The 15,604-nt window shown below is 74.0% G+C and carries 13 protein-coding genes and 1 pseudogene; 6 read left to right on the forward strand and 8 right to left on the reverse strand.

The window, feature by feature from the left end; all coding sequences use genetic code 11:
• Positions 1 to 736 (reverse strand): annotated as a pseudogene (locus ACXJKG_RS11865) (hypothetical protein); the annotation flags it as partial.
• Between the two features lie 129 nt (positions 737 to 865).
• Between ACXJKG_RS11865 and ACXJKG_RS11870 the strand changes: the two are divergent.
• Positions 866 to 1,210 (forward strand): hypothetical protein, encoded by a 345-nt coding sequence (locus ACXJKG_RS11870; protein WP_456845964.1) that lies wholly within the window; start codon positions 866 to 868, stop codon positions 1,208 to 1,210.
• Here the strand turns inward: ACXJKG_RS11870 and ACXJKG_RS11875 are convergent.
• Entirely contained in the window at positions 1,207 to 2,895 is a 1,689-nt protein-coding gene (locus tag ACXJKG_RS11875; protein ID WP_456845965.1) for an FAD-dependent oxidoreductase, read from the reverse strand. The genes ACXJKG_RS11870 and ACXJKG_RS11875 overlap by 4 nt on opposite strands.
• 43 nt (positions 2,896 to 2,938) lie before the next feature.
• On the opposite strand from ACXJKG_RS11875, the gene ACXJKG_RS11880 reads away from it, so the two are divergent.
• The 3 genes from ACXJKG_RS11880 (at position 2,939) to ACXJKG_RS11890 (ending at position 8,217) form a co-directional block, all read left to right on the forward strand.
• The gene (locus tag ACXJKG_RS11880) at positions 2,939 to 3,523 is read left to right on the forward strand and encodes a protein-L-isoaspartate O-methyltransferase family protein (RefSeq protein ID WP_456845966.1); all 585 of its coding nucleotides are present in this window, start codon (positions 2,939 to 2,941) and stop codon (positions 3,521 to 3,523) included.
• 151 nt (positions 3,524 to 3,674) lie between these two features.
• Positions 3,675 to 7,562: a S8 family serine peptidase gene (locus ACXJKG_RS11885; protein ID WP_456845967.1), complete on the forward strand. Its 3,888-nt coding sequence runs from the start codon at positions 3,675 to 3,677 to the stop codon at positions 7,560 to 7,562.
• A 148-nt stretch (positions 7,563 to 7,710) separates the two neighbouring features.
• Positions 7,711 to 8,217: a DUF3806 domain-containing protein gene (locus tag ACXJKG_RS11890; RefSeq protein ID WP_456845968.1), complete on the forward strand. Its 507-nt coding sequence runs from the start codon at positions 7,711 to 7,713 to the stop codon at positions 8,215 to 8,217.
• Positions 8,218 to 8,405: 188 nt separating this feature from the next.
• Here ACXJKG_RS11890 and ACXJKG_RS11895 read toward each other — a convergent pair whose 3' ends face one another.
• Positions 8,406 to 8,981, reverse strand: a complete 576-nt coding sequence (locus ACXJKG_RS11895) for a ribonuclease H family protein (protein WP_456845969.1) — start codon at positions 8,979 to 8,981, stop codon at positions 8,406 to 8,408.
• A gap of 103 nt (positions 8,982 to 9,084) precedes the next feature.
• On the opposite strand from ACXJKG_RS11895, the gene ACXJKG_RS11900 reads away from it, so the two are divergent.
• A complete protein-coding gene (locus tag ACXJKG_RS11900; protein WP_456845970.1) occupies positions 9,085 to 9,606 on the forward strand; it encodes a hypothetical protein in 522 nt (173 codons plus the stop codon).
• A 4-nt stretch (positions 9,607 to 9,610) separates the two neighbouring features.
• Here ACXJKG_RS11900 and ACXJKG_RS11905 read toward each other — a convergent pair whose 3' ends face one another.
• Positions 9,611 to 10,165 carry a DoxX family membrane protein gene (locus tag ACXJKG_RS11905; protein WP_456845971.1) on the reverse strand — a complete coding sequence of 185 codons (555 nt, stop codon included), beginning with the start codon at positions 10,163 to 10,165 and terminating at the stop codon, positions 9,611 to 9,613.
• Positions 10,166 to 10,337: 172 nt separating this feature from the next.
• On the reverse strand, positions 10,338 to 11,288 hold the full coding sequence (locus tag ACXJKG_RS11910) for a 5'-3' exonuclease (protein ID WP_456845972.1): 951 nt from the start codon (positions 11,286 to 11,288) through the stop codon (positions 10,338 to 10,340).
• Between the two features lie 91 nt (positions 11,289 to 11,379).
• On the opposite strand from ACXJKG_RS11910, the gene ACXJKG_RS11915 reads away from it, so the two are divergent.
• Entirely contained in the window at positions 11,380 to 11,907 is a 528-nt protein-coding gene (locus tag ACXJKG_RS11915; RefSeq protein WP_456845973.1) for a hypothetical protein, read from the forward strand.
• Between the two features lie 212 nt (positions 11,908 to 12,119).
• On the opposite strand, the gene ACXJKG_RS11920 is transcribed toward ACXJKG_RS11915, so the two are convergent.
• The 3 genes from ACXJKG_RS11920 to ACXJKG_RS11930 all read right to left on the reverse strand — a co-directional run bounded on the left by ACXJKG_RS11920 (position 12,120) and on the right by ACXJKG_RS11930 (position 15,380).
• Complete coding sequence (locus tag ACXJKG_RS11920; protein ID WP_456845974.1) at positions 12,120 to 13,526, reverse strand: hypothetical protein; 1,407 nt, start codon at positions 13,524 to 13,526, stop codon at positions 12,120 to 12,122.
• Positions 13,527 to 13,621: 95 nt separating this feature from the next.
• Positions 13,622 to 14,248 (reverse strand): RNA polymerase sigma factor, encoded by a 627-nt coding sequence (locus ACXJKG_RS11925; RefSeq protein ID WP_456845975.1) that lies wholly within the window; start codon positions 14,246 to 14,248, stop codon positions 13,622 to 13,624.
• Positions 14,249 to 14,414: 166 nt separating this feature from the next.
• Positions 14,415 to 15,380, reverse strand: a complete 966-nt coding sequence (locus ACXJKG_RS11930; RefSeq protein ID WP_456845976.1) for a hypothetical protein — start codon at positions 15,378 to 15,380, stop codon at positions 14,415 to 14,417.
• Between the last annotated feature and the right edge of the window lie 224 nt (positions 15,381 to 15,604).

Consider the following 15,604-nt stretch of genomic DNA (forward strand, 5'->3'; position numbering starts at 1 on the left):
CCGCGGCGGCGTCGGCCTGGGCCTGCGCGGCGGCCTGGGCGGCGGCGGCGTCGGCGGCCTTCTTGGCGTCGGCGCTCTGCCGGACCGTCGTGGTGAGGGTGGCGACCGTGGCGACGGCCTCGCGCAGCTCGGACGTCGTCGCGTCCTCCTTGCCCGTGGTCGGCGGGATCGTCGGCACGGGCGTCGGGGCGGGGGTGGTCTCGAAGACCGTCGCCGGGTCGACCGTCGCGTCGGGGGTGGGGCTGGCCGACGGGGCCGCCGTCGCCGCCGCGTCGGTGGGGGCGGCGGTGGGCTCCGCGCGATCGGCGGAGCGCGAGGTGGCTGCGCCGCGGTCGACGGTCGTGTCGTCGGCGGTCGCGGCGGCGAGCAGCTCGTCGAGGTGCGTGGTCGCGGCCTGCAGTGCGGCGAGCTGGGCCGCGTCGACGGCCGCGGCCGAGGCCTCGGCCTGGACCGTGTGGGCGACCTGGACGGCGTCGGTGGCGACGTCGACCGCGCCGGCCCGGGCCTTCGCCACCTGGGCGTCCGAGCTCACCGTCGGGGCCGCGACGAACGCGCTCCCACGGTCGTCTGCGTTGGCCGAGGCGGCGACGACGGCGCACATGCTCACGGCGAGCGCCGCGACGACGGCACCCTGTGCGAGGCGGGCCGGGTGGGCGACGGCGCGCGCCGGCGCAGGGCGCGGCGCAGCGTGCCGGCCACCGGTGGGCCGACCTCGAGACGGAATCTTGTTACTCACGCGTAACACGTTAAGTTCTTCGGACGGTCGTCCAGGACACTTGAGGCCTGAGGGCGGGGGAGATCTCGTGTGGATCTCGTCACGGGACCGTCACACAATTCATAGGCTTCTGACGGTTACGATTCCGCCGTGCTCCCCGAACCACCCGCCCCTGACGCGCCCGATGCCACCCCGGTGCGCGGCCTCGACGACCTCTACGACATCGCCCGGCTGGCCGACCGGCTGGGCGTGGAGCACGCGACGATCCGCGTCTGGCTGTCCCGCAAGGTGCCGTGGCTGCCGCAGCCGGACGGCCGGCTCAACGGGGGTGCGGTCTGGCGCGCGACGACCCTCGAGGGCATCGAGATGCGCCGCGAGCGCGGCCGCCCGGGCCGCAAGCCGAAGTTCGTCCCGGACCCCTCGGCGGCCGACGTCCCCCGCACCGGCATGATCCCCGTGGTCTCCGTCATCGCGACGGCGCAGCAGGCCCGCTAGAGCACCGTCAGCCGCAGGGCCCCGGGCGCCGACGCCGGAACGGCCGGCCGGACCGGACGCACCGGGCGCAGCCGCACGTAGGGCTCCCCGAGCGCCGGCCGCGGGTCCGGCTCCCCCGCGTTGGGCCACAGCGCGAAGGCCCGCTCCGCCTGCGCGGTGATGGTCAGCGACGGGTTCACGCCGAGGTTGGCCGAGACGGTCGAGCCGTCCACCACGTGCAGGCCGGGGTAGCCGTGCACCCGGTGGTAGGGGTCGACGACGCCGGTCGCGGCCGACGGGCCGATCGTGCAGCCACCCAGGAAGTGGGCCGTCATCGGCACGTCCGCGACCTCGCCCAGGCTGCTCGCCGCGAAGCCGCCGAGGTGCGCCGCCATCCGCCGGTACGCCGCGTTGGCCGCCGGGATCCACGTCGGGTTCGGCTCCCCCTCGCCGGGAGTCGACGTCAGCCGGACCCTCCCGCGCCACGTCCGGCGCGGCCGCACGGTGATCGACGCCCCGCCCGTCTGCATCACGAGCCCGATGACCGTGCGCTGCGACCAGCTGCCCAGGCCCAGCAGCAGCGACGCGACCTGCCCCGGGTGCCGCACGACGTTCCCCAGCCAGCGCAGGGGACGCGGCACCCGGCTTCCGCCGTCGGTCAGCACCGTGCTGAGCAGGCCCATGAGGTTCGACCCCCGCCCGTACCGCACCGGCTCGAGGTGGGTGCGGTCGTCGAGGTAGACCGACGACGTGATGGCGACGCCCCGGGTCATGTCGGGCCGGCGACGCCAGCCGCGCCAGCGGGTCGCCGCTCCGCCCAGGGACTCGCTGTTGGTGCGGGTGAGCGCGCCGAGCCGGTCCGAGAGCCCGGGCAGCGTGCCGTCCGCCTTCATCCGGTGCAGCAGCTCCTGCGTGCCCCAGGTGCCGGCGGCGACGACCACCTGCCCGGCCGTGACGGTCCGGTCGCCCCCGCGTCGGCCGGTGCCGGTGGTCCTGACCTCCCACTCGTGCCCGCGAGGTCGGATCGACGTCACCGTGGTCTGCGCGACCACCCGCGCGCCCGCCCGCTCCGCGAGGTAGAGGTAGTTCGTCGGCAGGGTGTTCTTGGCGCCGTGCCGACAGCCCGTCATGCACTCGCCGCACTCCAGGCAGCCGCGGCGCTCGGGCCCGGCGCCGCCGAAGAACGGGTCCGGCACGCGGGCGCCCGGCGTCCCGAAGACGACGCCGACGGGCGCGAGCCGGAACGAGCCGCCGACGCCCAGGTCGTCGGCCGCCCGGCGCACGACGTCGTCCGCGGGCGTGCAGGTCGGGTTGTCGACGACACCGAGCATGCGGCTCGCCTGGTCGTAGAACGGCGCCAGCTCGGCGCGCCAGTCCGTGATGCCCGCCCACTGCGGGTCCTCGTAGAAGGCGTCCGACGTCGGGCGGTAGAGGGTGTTCGCGTACACGAGCGAGCCGCCGCCGACCCCCGCGCCGGCGAGCACGACCACGTCGGGCAGCACGTGGATGCGCTGGATCCCGAGCCAGCCGAGCCGCGGCGCCCACAGGAACCGGCTGACGTCCCACGAGGTGCGCGGGAGGGTCTGGTCGGTGAACCGGCGCCCGGCCTCGAGCACCAGGACGCGGTACCCCTTCTCGACGAGCCGCAGGGCCGCCACCGACCCGCCGAACCCGGAGCCGACGACCACGACGTCGTACTCGGCCATGCGCTCCTCCTCGAGATCGTGCGCCGATCGTAGGCTCGACCTCATGCGCGGGGGTGCAGACCCGGGGCGCGCCGCCGACGTGGCCGACGCGATGCGCGAGCTCGCCCGCGAGCGGTTCCTGCCGCCCGAGCAGCGCGCCCGCGCCGGCGAGGACCACCCGCTCCCGCTATGGAACGGCCAGACGAGCTCGCAGCCCAGCACCGTGGCGGCCATGCTGCGGCTGCTCGAGGTGCCGGTCGGGGCGCGGGTCCTCGATGTCGGGGCGGGCTCGGGCTGGACGACGGCGCTCCTCGCCCGGCTGGTGGGGCCCACCGGCGTCGTCCTGGGCCTCGAGCTCGAGCCGTCGCTGGCTGTCTGGGGCGCCGCGAACGTGGAGCGCTGCGCGATGCCGTGGGCCTCGATCGAGCCCGCGACCCCGGGTACGCCCGGCCGGGCGGTCGACGGCGGCTGGGACCGGATCCTCGTCTCTGCGGCACCGAAGGAGCTGCCGGACGCGCTGGTGGACCAGCTGGGCGAGGACGCGCGGATGGTGATCCCTGTCCGGTCGACCATGCATCTCGTGGTCCGCACGGGCGGCCGGACGCAGATCAGCACGCACGGCTCGTACGCGTTCGTGCCCCTGCGCTGAGCGCTCCGCAGATCACAAGTACGAAACGATCATTTCGCCAGAAGGTGACGAAAGCCGTACCTGCCAGTAACGTGCACCGGGCGTGCGCGGGCCTGTGACTACCGTCACTCCGCGTCCGTCTGTCGATCCTCCTCGAGCCAGGGATGCGCACATGCCACGTCGACCCGTCCTCGCTGCTTTCACAGCTCTCGCAGTAGCGGTCACCACCGCGTTGGTCGGAGCAGGAGGGGCGTCGGCGGCACCGCCGCCGTTCGGTGGCACCATCCCCACCAAGGACACCGGTCAGACGTCGTTCGATCCCGGGCGCTACATCGTCACGCTGGCCGACGACGCCGTCGCCACCTACGACGGCGGCGTGAGCGGCTACGCGGCCACCGAGCCCGCCAAGGGCGACCAGCTCAACGCCCGTCAGGCCCCCGCGAAGAAGTACAGCGACTACCTGGCCGACAAGCAGCAGAAGGTCGCCGACGACGCCGGCGTCTCCATCGACGCCTCCTACACGCTGGCCCTCAACGGCTTCTCGGCGGACCTCACCTCGCAGCAGGCGGCCGACCTCCTGGCCGACCACGACGTGCTCTCCGTGGTCCCCGACGAGCTCCACCACCTCACCGCCGAGCCCTCGACGGCCTTCCTCGGGCTCGAGGGCCCGGGCGGCGTCTGGGACTCCGTCGGCGGCGCGGACCAGGCCGGCAAGGGCGTCGTGCTCGGTGTCCTCGACACCGGCATCGCGCCGGAGAACCCCGCGTTCGCGGGGAGCTCGCTGAGCACCTCGGTCGCCCCCGAGCCTCACCTCGACGGCAGCACGATCACGTACACGAAGGGCGACGGCAACGTCTTCCACGGCGTGTGCCAGACGGGTGAGCAGTTCACCGCCGACGACTGCTCGACCAAGGTCATCGGCGCGCGCTACTACCTCGACGGGTTCGGCGCGGACCAGATCGGCGACGCGTCCACCGGCGAGTACGTCTCCCCGCGCGACGRCGACGGGCACGGCTCGCACACCGCGAGCACCGCGGCGGGCAACGTCGCGACCCCGACGGCGATCGGCGGCATCGACTTCGGCACCATCACCGGCGTGGCACCCGCAGCGCGCATCTCGGCGTACAAGGTCTGCTGGTCCGGACCGGACCCCAGCGTCACGACCGACGACGGCTGCACCACGACCGACCTGCTGTCGGGCATCGACCAGGCGGTCGCGGACGGCGTCGACGTCATCAACTTCTCGATCGGCGGCGGCTCGGCCACGACCGTCCTGCAGCCGACCGACTACGCGTTCCTCGGCGCGGCCGCGGCCGGCATCTTCGTCGCCGTCTCGGCGGGCAACTCCGGACCCGGCGCCTCGACCCTCGACCACGCGTCGCCCTGGTACACCACGGTCGCCGCGTCGACGATCCCGACCTACGAGGCCACGGTCACGTTCGGCGACGGCGAGGCCTTCGCGGGCTCGTCGATCACCGTCAACATGGACCCGTCGGCCGAGCCGCTCACCGGCAACCTGGTGAACTCCACGGCGGTCGCGCTCACGGGCGGCAAGGACGCCAACCTGTGCGCACCAGGATCACTCGATCCGGCGCTCGTCCAGCCCGGCACGATCATCGTCTGCGAGCGCGGCGTCTACGACCGCGTCGCCAAGTCGGCCGAGGTCAAGCGCGTCGGCGGCATCGGCATGGTCCTGCTCAACGTGACGCCCGGCTCGATCGACACGGACTTCCACTCGGTCCCGACGGTCCACCTCAGCGACGTCTACCACGACGCCGTCGTCCACTACGCGGCCACCCCCGGCGCCACGGCGACGTTCACCACGGGCAACTCGCTGGGCACCACGCCCCCGGTCCCGCAGGTCGCCGGGTTCTCCTCGCGCGGCCCGGCCCTCGCCGGCGGCAGCGACATCATCAAGCCCGACATCACCGCACCCGGTGTGGGCATCCTCGCGGCCGGGGCCAACGCCCAGGGCGCCGAGCCGACGTTCCACTTCCTGTCCGGCACGTCCATGGCGTCGCCGCACATCGCCGGCCTCGCGGCCCTCTACCTCGGTGTGCGCCCGAACGCGACGCCCGCCGAGATCAAGTCCGCGATGATGACCACGGCCTACGACACCGTCGACGCCGCTGGCGCGCCGGTGACCGACCCGTTCTCGCAGGGCGCCGGGCACGTCGACCCGACCAAGTTCTTCGAGCCGGGCCTGCTCTACCTGAACGACCTGCCCGACTGGTACGCGTACCTCGCCGGGGTCGGCTACGACACCGGCGTCGACCCGATCGACGCGAGCAACCTCAACATCGCCTCGATCGGCATCGGGAGCCTGACCGCCCCCGAGACCATCACCCGCACCGTCACGTCCACGCAGGCCGGCACCTTCACCTCGTCGGTGCAGGGTCTGGCAGGCGTCGACGCGGTGGTCGAGCCCGCACAGCTCGTGTTCGGGGCCGCCGGCGAGACGAAGACCTTCACGGTCACGTTCAGCCGCACGGATGCCCCGCTCGACGAGTTCACCACCGGCTCGCTCACCTGGACCTCGGGCAGCACCGCGGTGCGCAGCCCGATCGCGGTGCAGCCCGTCACGCTCGTCGCCCCGGCGTCTGTCGAGGGAACGGGAGTGACCGGGTCGGTCGCGGTCGAGGTGACCCCCGGCGGCGACGGCGACATCCCGCTGGCGACGACCGGCCTGTCCGCCGGTCAGCTGCTGGCCGACCCCACCGGCACGGAGACCGAGCACAGCGGCTCCGGGACCACCGGCGACCAGGCCCAGTACCTGGTGGCCGTCCCGGCGGGCGCCCGRCTCGCGCGGTTCGACCTCGACGCGCTGGACGACACCACCGACCTCGACCTGACCGTCTACCGCCTCAACGCCGCCGGCACCCCGGTCGCGGGCTGGCAGTCGGCGACCGGGTCGGCCGACGAGCGGGTCGACATCCTCAACCCGGTCGCCGCCACCTACGCGGTGCTGGTCGACGTCTACAGCGCCGGTGCCGGCGTCACCTGGGACACCACGGTGACCTCGGTGGTCCCGGGCGGGGCTCCGCTGGGCCTCGACCCGGCGGTGCTGGCCGGCCAGCAGGGCATCCCGGTGACGTACTCGGCGTCGTGGACCGACCTCACGCCGAGGACGACCTACCTCGGGCTCGTCGACTACGGCGACACGGGTCAGTCCACGGTCGTGCAGGTGGCCACCGGTGAGCCGGCGACGCCGACGACCACGACCCTCGCGGTCACCGGCGGGACGAAGGCCGGCCAGGAGCAGACGCTCACGGCTACCGTCGCCCCCGCCGAGGCCACCGGCACCGTCACGTTCCTCGACGGGACCACGACGATCGGCTCGTCCGCCGTCACCTACGGCTCGGCGACCGTGAAGGTGAAGCTGGGCGCCGGCTCGCACTCCCTGACGGCGGCGTTCGCGCCCGACGACCCCGCGCTGTACGCGGCGTCCACCTCGCCGGCCGTGCCGGTGGAGATCGCGCAGTCGACCTCGACCACGACGTTCACGCTGTCTCGCGCCGCCGCCCCGTACGGGTCGACGACGAAGGCGGCGATCGTGGTCAAGGGTGCGACCGCACCGCCGACCGGCACCGTGGAGATCAAGGACGGCTCCGTGACAGTCGCCACCGGCACCCTCGTGGTGACGGGGCTGCGAGGCGTCGCCGACGTGGTGCTGCCGAGCACGCTCGCGGCCGGCCACCACCGCCTGACCGCGGTCTACAGCGGCAACGCCGATGTGTCCGCGTCGCAGGCCCAGCGGTGGTTCACCGTGACGCCGCTGGCGTCGCGGGCCGCGATGGGGACGTCGTCGTGGACCGTGCACAAGGGCTCCTCGCCGGTGATCACCATCAAGGTCGTCGGCCCGAAGGGCGCTCCCGCGCCGACCGGCTCGGTCGTCGTGCGGATCGGCCTGACCAAGGTGGCGACCGTGCCGCTCGTCAACGGCGTCGCCACCGCGACCCTGCCGTCGGTGCAGCGCTCGGGCGTCGTCCTGGCCACCTATCGGGGCGACGCCGGCTACCTGCCGACGGCGATCTCGAGGTACCTGACGGTCACCCGCTGAGCCTGCGGGCCCGTTGACGAGGGCCGCGTCGACCTCCGGGTCGGCGCGGCCCTCGCGCGTCCGGGTTCGACGCCGGTGCCGCGGATTCCCGGGGGATTCAACCGCGCGGCGGGTCAAGCACGGCGCGCGCGGCGTCGATAACAGGGGCATGGCAATGTTCCGACGCTCCGCGCGCCCGTCCGACGGGTCCGTGGTGCCGCACCCGCACACACCCGCCGACGAGAACCGCTCCGTGCGCGTCGAACCGCTGAACAGCGCCGAGATCGTCTGGACCGCGCAGCACCGCGAGATCATCACGGGCCTCTGCTCCGGCACGGTCGACACGCAGTCGCTCGGTGACCTGTTCGACCGCGTGCAGGCGATCTGGCTGCAGTCGCAGGACCGCACCGACCCGAAGTCCCTGGTGCACGCGTTCGGCGTCTCGCTGGGCGACCTCGTCGCGCAGCGCGTGCCGGGCCTCGTCTGGGGCTCCGCGCACGGCGACGGCGCTCCCGAGCTGGTGCTGACGCACCCCGAGCACGACCTCGTCGTCTTCCCGCTCGCTGCCGTCGCGAAGAGCTGGGGCGAGGCACCCGTCGGCTGGGTGTCCGAGTACGTGCACGAGGCGGCGGGCGGCGCCCTCGCGATCCTCGCGAGCGAGCGCCAGCCCCACTGATCGCCCGCGGGCATCGCTCGGCGGCCGGGCCACGGTCGCCTGTTGCCGGCGACGCGACCGCTCGCGTGACGGCCGCTGAGTTGAAGACTTTGTCACGCCCGGCGCGACGAAGTCTTCACCTAGCGGGCCTGGGGCCCGCTGGCAGAGGACTCAGGCGCCAGCGCTGCGACGTTCGGTCGGGGCGGCCGTCAGAAGAGGACGTCGGCCTGGGGGGCTGCCGCCGCCCGGGTGGGCGCAGCGGCCGCCGGAGCGATCGCCGCGGGCGGGGTCACGGTCGCCGGAGCGACCGCCGCGGGCGTGGTCGCCTGTTCCGGGGTCGCGGGGGCGGTCGTCCCGTCGCGTACGCCGCGGGCCGCGATGCCCGCGAGCTCGTCGGCGCGCTCGTTGAACTCGTCGCCGCGGTGGCCGCGCACCCAGACGAAGGTGACGGCGCCGGGCCGGGTCGCGATGGCCTGGTCGATGGACTGGATGAGCGCGAGGTTCTGCACGGGTCCGCCGGCGGCCGTGCGCCAGCCCTTGCGCTTCCAGCCGTGCACCCAGTCCGACGAGCACTTGATCGCGTACTGCGAGTCGGCCTGGATGGTGAGGGGCTCGTCGCCGGGGTGGGAGCGGATGGCCTCGAGCACGGCCAGGAGCTCGGCGATCTGGTTGGTGCCCGACGCGTGACCGCCGCTGGCGCTGGTGCCGTCGTGGTTGGCCCAGGCCCACCCGATGGCCCCGCCGGGGTTGCGCAGGCAGGAGCCGTCCGTGCTGACCGTGATCACGGGGGGTGATTCTGCCCTGCCCCCGGGGCTTCCCTGCACCCGAACGGGGTCATTCTGCACGCGAGCGCTCAGGCCGATGGGCATTCCGGCCGATGTGCACGGTATGACGACGTTCGACGACACGGACTTCTTCACCGACACCTTCACCGGCTTCGGCGACCGCGAGGCGCCCACGCGGCGCTCGCCGCTGCTCACCGGACTGATCCTGGTAGCCGCGGCAGCCCTGGTGCTGGGCGGCATGGTCTGGGTGAAGCTGGCTCAGCACCCCGTCGCGACGGTCACCGTCGACCCCACGACCGCGCTCTCGGTCTTCGCGCGCCCGCAGCGCTCGACGGACATCGTCAGCGTCGACGACCTCGCCGGCAGCCAGATCGCGGCGGACAGCACGCGGTTCCTCGTCGCGACGCCGACCGCCAGCTACTACGCGGGGGTGTCGCGGACGAACCTGGTCTGCGTGCTCGCCGTCGTCAAGGGCGACCTGCCGACGAAGAGCTGCACGTCCGCCGACGCGGGCGGCCGTCTAGTCGTCAACGACGAGCTCATGGTCGTCACGACAGGCGGAACCGCCCCGGCCACCGCGGACGGTTGGCACGAGGCGGCTCCCGACGTCTTCGTGAACGACTGACGCCTCACTCCGGCAGGCGCAGGCGAGCACCGAGCGCCGCGGCGCCGACGACCGCACCCGCGCAGGCGAGCACGATGTCCTTGACCACGTACTGACCTGTCAGGGTCGGTCCGCCGGCGGGGAAGAGCTCGCCGTAGAAGAGCACCAGCGGCGACATGATGCCGACCAGAGCGCCGGCCAGGATCACCAGGCCGGTCCGCAGGAACAGCCCCGTGACCAGCGTGAGCCCGATGACGGTCTCCATGATCGCGGTGAGCAGCAGCGCCGCCGTCGGGCCGACGTGGCCCAGCGTCAGCGTGCCGATGGTGCGCTCGGCCAGCTCCGCCGCCGGGCTCATGCCGGGGAAGAACTTCAGGACGCCGAAGCCGAGGAACACGAGCCCGAGACTGATCCGCAGGGCGGTGATCGAGTAGCGGGTGAGCACCTCGGCGATCCCCGCCTCGACTCGCGCGAGCCGAGAGGGTGCGGCTGCGGGACGGGCGAGGGTGTTGCTCGGGACGGGGGCCGACGTCCCGGCCGCGGGTCGCGCGCCGGACGTCAGGGTGGTGGCGGAGGACATGGGACGTKCCTTTCCGGTCAGACCCCTGGTCGGGGCGCTGGGTGCCGGTGATCTCCGGCGGGACGCGGCTACCGGTCGGTAACTCACGTCTCAGCAAGAGGACGGGTGTCCATGTCTGATACGTCCGATTTCCACTCGTTCGGCGCAATTCACCCGTTCGAGTGACACGTAGTCATCCGAGCGCGAGGGCGTCCACCACGCGCTTCACGCTCGACGAGAGACCCCACCGCTCGGCCAGCGCGACGAGCGCCTCGGCGTCCGCCACGACGCTGGGCAACCGGTCGTCGATGTCCCCGACCGGCGCGTCCGGAGCCACCCGGACGACCGCGGGAGCCACCTCGAGGTACGGCGCGGCCTCGACCAGCCGCTTGCGCTGGGTGGCCGTGAGCCCGGGGTCGCCGGCGTCGCGCGCGGCGAGGATGCCGACCAGCGACCCGTACCGGTGGATCAGCTGCGCGGCCGTCTTCTCGCCGATCCCGGGCACGCCGGGCAGGCCGTCGCTCGGGTCCCCGCGCAGCACGGCCATGTCGGCGTAGGCAGGCCCGGACGGGACCGCGTACTTCTCCTTCAGCCGCGCCTGGTCGATCGCCTCGAGGTCCCGGATGCCGCGGATCGTGTAGAGCACGCGCACGGGGACCTCGTCGTCGACGAGCTGGAACAGGTCCCGGTCCCCCGTGATGACGTCGACGGCCGCGCGCTCTCGCTTGGCCACCTCCCGCGCGACCAGTGTGCCGATGACGTCGTCGGCCTCGTACCCCGGCACCCCGACGCGCGTGATGCCGAGCGCGGCCAGGACGTCGACGATGACCGGGACCTGCGGCGACAGGGTGTCCGGCACCTCCTCGATGCCCGTGGTGCCCGGCACCTCGACCGCGACCCGGTGGGCCTTGTACGACGGGATCGCGTCGACGCGGAACTGCGGCCGCCAGTCGTCGTCCCAGCACATGACCAGCCGCTTAGGCCGGTGGACCGTGACCAGCGTGGCGATCATGTCGAGCAGCCCGCGCACCGCGTTGACCGGGGTGCCGTCGGGCGCCTTCACCGAGTCGGGGACCCCGAAGTACGCGCGGAAGTACAGCGAGGCGGTGTCCAGCAGCAGCAGCTTCTCGGTGCGTTCGGCCATGCGGCGAGTCTGGCAGGAACCACCGACGAGGGCTGGGGACCAGCACCCGAACGGGCCGCGCGACGCGCCGATCGCTGCCAGGATCGCCACCATGAGCGTGCTGTGCGAGTACTTCGCCGCCCCGTCCGACGCCGCGGCCGCTGCCGTCGTCGACCGGCTCGGCGGCCCCGCGGACGCGAGCGGGGCGCCGGTCACCAAGACGCGCGGGTTCTTCCACCGGAAGGCGGAGCCGGTCCACGTCCCGGGCGGGCCGGTCGTGGCCTACCCGACCGTCGACGGCGGCGGCATCGAGCCCGTCGTCCAGCTGGCGACGCTCGAGGAGATTCTCACCGGCCGCTCCTACGACGACGTGATCGACGGCCTCGAGGAGGGCAACGTCGTCGCCGAGCGCGACGGCGGCCAGCGGCTCGTCGTGCGCCTCACGCCGACGCTGACCGCTGCGCTGGTCGACTCGTCCGCGGACACGCTCGCCGCGGCGGCCCTCCCGTGGTCGCAGACGGAGGAGTTCTGGGGCGAGGCCGACCCGGCACCCCTGGCGGGCTTCCTCGGCCGCCTCGCCGACCTGGCCCGCGGGGCGCGCGAAGCGGGCGACACGCTGTACTGCTTCGTCACCACCTGAACAGGCCGGCACAGGCACGAGAACAACCTGGGACGCGGAACGAGGTCTCAGAACGCGTCCCACGTTGTTCTCGCGGGGTCCGGGCGACGACGAGACCGGACGTCGGCGGCCGGCGCGGCGAGCGTCCGGCGGGTCGAGCAGACGGGCATGACGAAGGCCGGTCGGCGCCCCCTCCGGCGCCGGCCGGCCTTCGTGCTTCGCGCGCCGTGCGGTCAGCCGGCCGTCGAGAAGTCCAGCTGGTCGTCGACCACCGCGATGACGCTCCACGTGACGCCGTCCGCGTCGGCCAGCTCGTACGTCGGCACCAGCACGGACGCGCCCGTCGGGAGCGTGGTGAGCGCGACGCCGAGGCGGGCGGACACCAGCGTGACGTCCTGGACCGGCCAGGCCAGCGGGCTGCCGGGGGCGGGCGTCGCAGGGACGGTCGGGTCGGGGTTCGGCGCGACGGACGCCGCGGAGTCGTCGGCGACCTTCATGCCGTCGGCGACCATCGGCATCACGCCGCCGCCCGAGGCCCCGAACCGCGGGTCGCCCAGCCGCGCGACGGCCTCGGTGGGGCTGACCACGTCATAGGACCCCAGCTCGACCAGTGGTGCCAACGGGGCGTACAGGGACTGGACCCCGTCGGCGACGACCGTGACGCTCGCCGTGACGCCCGTCTGCTGGCCGTCGACCACCTGGCTGCCCGTCACGGTGGTGACCTGCGGGTTGCCCGGGTCGGTCGACGCCGCGAACTGGTAGCCGGCGGTGTCGACACCCACCGACGCGAGCGTGTCCTTCGCCTGCGCGATCGCGCTGTCCCCCGTCGCCGCCGGCGCGGTGTTCACGCACCCGCCCTTGTCGATGCCCGGCTCCGGCATCGCGACGCCGCCGCCGGCCGTGTCGCCGGCGGGTGACCCCGCGCTGTCCGGTGTGGCGAGCCCGCAGTTCCACGGGTCCCTCGTCGGGTCGTAGTACGACAGGCTCGCCAGGCCGTCGGCGGAGAGCGACACCGACGGACCCGTGCCGTCGTTGGTGCCCACCGCCCACGTGCCGTACTCCTGCCGCGGCTGACCCTGCACGCCGAGAGCAGCCGCCGCGGCCACGACCGTCTCCTGCGAGTACGTGCCGGCGGCGTCGAAGCCCCACGCCTTGCCCGACCCGCCCTCGGTGGACAGCCCGCTCGCCGTGAACACCGTCCGGCCGCCGTACCAGGGGTACATGAGCTTCGAGGAGTCCGCGGCACCGGCCGCCATCGACGTGTCCGGCGCCACTGCCGCCGGCTCGTTCTGCGCCGCGCCGCCGAGCGAGATCGGCGGCGCCGCCGTCACCGTCTCCGCGGCGTTGTTGAGGCCGTACGCGTAGCTGCCGGCGCCGATGACCGCGACACCCGCGACCGCCGCCGCGATCTGCAGCCAGCGGGGGGCGCGCCGGCTCCGGCGCGCGGCGAGCTCGTCGGGGACCGGAGTTCCGCCCGGTGCGAGCGGCACCCCCGTCCGCTCCGCGACGGCCGCGGTCAGTCTGGCGAGGTCGGGCTCGCTGCCCGCGGCCGGGTCCGCGGCCTGGAGCCGGGCGAAGGCGACGTCGTCGGCCGGCGGCTCGCCTGCTGCGGGGGTCTCGTGCTCGGTGCGGTCGTCCACGTTCGTGCCTCCTGGTCGCGGGTGCGCTGCTCTCTACCCCGTCTGTGTGCCGAGGGAGGCGCTGCTTGCACGGGCGGGTCCGGACGTTCGCGTCGTCAGGCTCCGGCGACGGCCCACGCCTCGCGCAGGCGGGCACGGGCCCGGCTCAGCGCGGCGTCCGCCCCACCCCGTCCGATGCCGAGCACGTCCGCCAGCGCATCACCCGTCAGGCCCTCCCACGCGTTGAGCAGCAGGATCTGCCGATCCCTGGCCCCCAGCGCGCCGAGCACCTCGCGCACCCGTTCGTCCTGCACCGCGCGCACCGCCGGGTCGTCGTCGTCGATCTCGTCCGGCACGTCACCGATCGGCACCGGGCGACCCTTGCGCCGGTGGTTCGCGACGACGAAGCCCGCCGTCCGGTACAGCCACGGCAGCTCGGCGCCGTCCGGCACGTCCGCGCGCCGGCGCCAGGCGGTCGCGAGCACGTCCGCGGTGAGGTCCTCGGCCTCGTCGCGACCGGCCCGCCGGACGACGAACCGGTGCACCGCCGACGCGTGGTCGCGGACCACGGCCTCGAACCAGGCGGCATCGTGACCGGACTCGTCGACCGACTGCGCGTCGTCGGTCGCAGCCGGGCCGGCCTCGCCCGGCAGGGCGGACACGCCGGCCGCTCCCGCCGGCCGGCCGTCGAGCGGCGAGTCGTCGGGCTCGAGGTCCGGCGTGCTCGGTGTCGGCGACGGCACAGTGCTCCCAGGTGGTCGTGGTCGGGCGAAGGCCTACACCTGCACTCTGTCGCGAGGGACGACGAACTTGCACCACCGAACGACGTGTTTTCGACAGCCGTGCGGGCGCGCGAGGCCGACGGCTGCCGAGCACCGACCGCGAGCGCCCGCTGCGACGGGCGCGGACTCAGAGGCCGTCGGCGACCACCGCGGTGACGCGGAGCCACGCGTCGCGGGTGGTGGTGCTGAGGGCGTCGTAGTCGATGGGACCGCCGGCGACGAGCGCCTTGTCGTGCGGCACCTCCAGCACGGCACGGGTGAGCGCCCCGAAGTGCGTCTTGAGGCGGCGCTGCAGGTCCTTGTCGACCTTCGGCTCCGGGGCGGACAGCACCGTCACGGCCCGGCGGACGGCCTCGTCGTGCCCGGTGGCGCGCAGGGCGTCCAGTGCCCAGGCGGCGGACTGCGCGGTGTCCTCCCGCACGGTCGACACCACGACGATCTGGTCGGCCGCACCGACGGCGGCCTGCCAGTTCGACGCGCGCATGTTGTTGCCGGTGTCGATGACGATCACCCGGTAGAACCGCGACAGCACCTGGTGCAGGGACGAGAACGAGGCGGCGTCGACCGACGAGGCCGAGGCGGAGTTCTCGTCGGAGGCCAGCACGTCGAACTGCTCGCTCGGCTGGGTGCGGACGAAACCGTCGAGGTCGCCGATGCGGACGGTGCCCTCGGACCCGAGCGCGGGCAGGGCGTTGAGCAGGTCGACGGCGGTCCGGGTGTGGTCGGCGTGCGACGAACGCCACCCGAGCGTCCCGCGGGTCTCGTTGTTGTCCCACGCGAGGGTGTAGCCGCCGCGCTGGAGGCCGAACGTCGCGGCCAGCAGCATCGTCGCCGTCGTCTTGTGGGCGCCGCCCTTGGGGTTGATGATGACGACCGTCTTCGGGCCGTCGAGGGTCCGCCGGACCGACGCGGAGGCGACGCGCCGACGGCGCTCGACCCGGCCGGGACGCGGGGAGATGCCACCGAAGGTGACGCGTCGGACACCGGCTCTCCAGCCGTGCTCCGCGGGTCCGTCCGAGACCGGGTGACGAGCGGCGAGCAGGTCGTCGAGGGTGGGCAGCGGCTGGGACGACCCGGACGAGGGCGCGCCCAACCGCTCTCCGGTGAGCCCGCTCGCCGTCGCGGCGGCGGACGGAGCCGCAGCCGGGTCGGACCCCGTGGTCGTCGGCGCCGACCGCGTGGAGGTTCCGCGCGTCGCCGCAGGTCCCCGAGCTGCGGCAGCCCCGGCTGCCGCCGATGGCGCGGGCGGGGCCGGAGGTGCGGAGGCAGATGCGGTCGACGACGACGTTGCCGCCGCCGCGGCGGCCACCTCAGGCC

It is taken from the genome of Cellulomonas sp. P5_C6, from assembly GCF_054049635.1.

Excerpts from the sequence above, each read along its gene's own strand:
- ACXJKG_RS11875 (WP_456845965.1), bottom strand. The coding sequence starts at position 2,895 with ATGGCCGAGTACGACGTCGTGGTCGTCGGCTCCGGGTTCGGCGGGTCG.
- ACXJKG_RS11880 (WP_456845966.1), top strand. The coding sequence starts at position 2,939 with ATGCGCGGGGGTGCAGACCCGGGGCGCGCCGCCGACGTGGCCGACGCG.
- ACXJKG_RS11890 (WP_456845968.1), top strand. The coding sequence starts at position 7,711 with ATGGCAATGTTCCGACGCTCCGCGCGCCCGTCCGACGGGTCCGTGGTG.
- ACXJKG_RS11900 (WP_456845970.1), top strand. The coding sequence starts at position 9,085 with ATGACGACGTTCGACGACACGGACTTCTTCACCGACACCTTCACCGGC.
- ACXJKG_RS11905 (WP_456845971.1), bottom strand. The coding sequence starts at position 10,165 with ATGTCCTCCGCCACCACCCTGACGTCCGGCGCGCGACCCGCGGCCGGG.
- ACXJKG_RS11910 (WP_456845972.1), bottom strand. The coding sequence starts at position 11,288 with ATGGCCGAACGCACCGAGAAGCTGCTGCTGCTGGACACCGCCTCGCTG.
- ACXJKG_RS11915 (WP_456845973.1), top strand. The coding sequence starts at position 11,380 with ATGAGCGTGCTGTGCGAGTACTTCGCCGCCCCGTCCGACGCCGCGGCC.